Annotated in this window: 2 protein-coding genes and 1 pseudogene; all 3 read right to left on the reverse strand. The window is 37.4% G+C overall.

Translation table 11 applies throughout. The annotated features are described in order from the left end of the window. On the reverse strand, positions 1 to 794 hold a 794-nt coding region (locus tag V7138_RS25200), incomplete at its 3' end, for a glycosyltransferase (RefSeq protein WP_335402760.1). Between the two features lie 247 nt (positions 795 to 1,041). After that, the gene (locus tag V7138_RS25205) at positions 1,042 to 1,314 is read right to left on the reverse strand and encodes a hypothetical protein (RefSeq protein WP_335402762.1); all 273 of its coding nucleotides are present in this window, start codon (positions 1,312 to 1,314) and stop codon (positions 1,042 to 1,044) included. A 799-nt stretch (positions 1,315 to 2,113) separates the two neighbouring features. Then, positions 2,114 to 2,569, reverse strand: a pseudogene (locus V7138_RS25210) (glycosyltransferase family 1 protein); the annotation flags it as partial.

The raw sequence follows: 2,569 nt of genomic DNA on the forward strand, positions 1-2,569 counted from the left end.
ACCGGAAGACCTTCCATATCACCATCTTGACCAGTAACGCTAGCTAGGCAAAAGATATGAGACCGATCCAATTCGTTCAGCACTTTCGAATGACTTTGGCCACCTAAAAGACTTACCTTCTCTTCAAGTCCTAAGCGGGCAATTAAAGCCGTCAACTCTTCCCGCTCGGCTCCTTCACCTATGATTGTCAAATGAAAATTAGGAATTTGCTTCTGAACGATTGAGAGTGCTTGAATTAAATGGTTATGCCCTTTCTTCTCAACAAGCCGACCGACGGAAATTAAACGAATTTCACCATTGTCCAAGGTTCGCTGTCGAAATCTAAACGATAAATCCACGCCCAAATGACAGACAATCACTTTTTCAGTTGGGCACCCAAGTACAATGAGTTGTTGTTTTATGGCCTCTGATGGAACAGCGAATAGTTCCCCAACTTCAAATAATTCGATATATCGCTTCATTTTCTTCGCGGTTCTATTCGGATATTGCCAGGCATCGTACCCATGGATAAAGGTAAGCATCGGAATACCCAGCTTCTTTTTGGCCGATAGAGCGTATAGCGCATTAGGACCAAAGTGAGCGTGAATTAAATCTACACGGCTCTGTTCTATGGCTTTTGCCAAATCCGCCTTATTATGAATCTCTACCAAATCTAAGGCAGGAAACAAATGTTCATTCATCCGTTCCCTTGTAAATACTACATTCCGAAACCATTGATTTTGTACAATCTGGCGATGAACAAAGGTTTGACTTAAATCCAGGAATTTGTTTGTTATGTGTCCGATCGTTTTCATTATGAATCCCTCCCGTCTTTGCTAGTGATGCTTCAAATTATTATTTAGAAATTCATAGACCAAGTCCAAATTATTTCAGGTTTTCGACCTATTCTTTTGTTAAATTCATGTACAAACGGCCGTGGATTCTTCAACATATCCTCATAATAGACATCAATAATATCCTGCTTATCAATACCAAAATTATGTCGATAATAATATAGGTTTTTTAAATAAATGGTTAATATTTCTTCCGCTGTCTTTCTGTTCATTTTTTTTCACGGTAATCTAAAGAACAGACCGAAGATTCAAAAGGTCTATGAACAAAAACATAGGTAATATCAGCTATTTCCTTAAAATAAGGTTTCCAGATTTCAAATGTTAATAGCGTTCTGGGGTCTTTAAGTCCCCAAACAGGTTTTACTTGATTCGATAAAAAAGCGTGAATTTGTTCTGATGGGAAACTGGATTTGATCACCTGATCTCTTGTAGGCGGGTTCCAGACTCCACCACCGATACTATTCAGCAACATATCGTTCATATCGACGAAATCCTGATTCTCAAAATATCCTTTCATATTATGACGGCTTGGCGGTATTAAACCATATGAATGCCCAAATTATGCATCACCCCGGCTGTAGCGCTGGAGCCGGATCGATGAAGACATAACACAAGGAATAATTTACTTTTTTCATCCAAAGCTTTCCCCCCAATCATTGATTGATATTCTTAAAATATTTTATGCTTGGCTATTTGTTAAAGTAATAGACACAAATGGAAATTTAGCAAAACCATCATTCGTCTAAAAAGATGAAAAAGACTTTAAAAAGAACCATTGCGAGTCATACTTGAGATTCGCAATCTAAATTCCTCTAAGTTTATCGTAATAAATTCTTCAAAACTCATATTTTTGATCACATTATGTATGCTATTATTTGGCATACGAAGGATATAATAGGAGGTAGAAATCACATGCTCTATGGGGTCACGAAGCCAATCAACGGGATATCTCACAATGCAATTAGCTTCACTCGCAGCATGATATCTAAAATTCTCATAGGGGCATCGGGATAGAAAAGATAACGAGGGCTTGCTTCACCGGTAATTTTGATTAAGTCTATATAATTGTGTAAATAAAAAAGAGTCATTTTATTCCTTTTTGTCTACAATGTTTAACGACCAAGAAAAACAAAGAGAAGAGGAATAAAAATGACTCAAATACAGTTTAATCTAGATATTGATGTTTTAAAAGAATCAGTGATGAATTCGAATATTGATGCAGTTGTGAAGTCGTCAATTGTATGAGTATTAAATGAACTCATGGAAAAGGAACGTGACAGTTATTTACCTGCAGGCATTTGACTTTCCAGTATAGACCAGAAATCTTCTACTGCAACTTCCCCCACAAACTGCCTTCCTATGTTTTTTGAAAGGTCGCTCATTTCTCGATAAAAATCCGGTTCCATAAGCCTTAAATAACAGCGAACGATATCCTGGGCATCATCGACAAAAAGAGGATAGTTATGGCCAAGCAAATGTACGTTACCTGCGGTTTTCGTTGTTATAACGGGCACACCCAGAGACAAATAATCCAAGATCCTCGTTAAATACGTATAATAGTGGTTTTGGCCAGGGGTATTATCATAAACTAAAGCTAATCCGATACCCGCAGTTAGAATCATTTTTTTCGTTTCCCTTACCGACTTTTTACCGTGATCCATAATTGCCTTGTCTTTCATCAAGCCTAGCGCAGTCTTTTTATAACTTTTTTCAATTTTAGGGTAAACCAAATGGAG

The organism is Bacillus sp. JJ1533 (assembly GCF_036965045.1).
Classification (GTDB): domain Bacteria; phylum Bacillota; class Bacilli; order Bacillales; family Bacillaceae_L; genus Ferdinandcohnia.

Bases quoted from the DNA above. Each gene is read 5' to 3' on its own strand.
- V7138_RS25205 (WP_335402762.1), bottom strand. From the start codon at position 1,314: ATGAACGATATGTTGCTGAATAGTATCGGTGGTGGAGTCTGGAACCCG.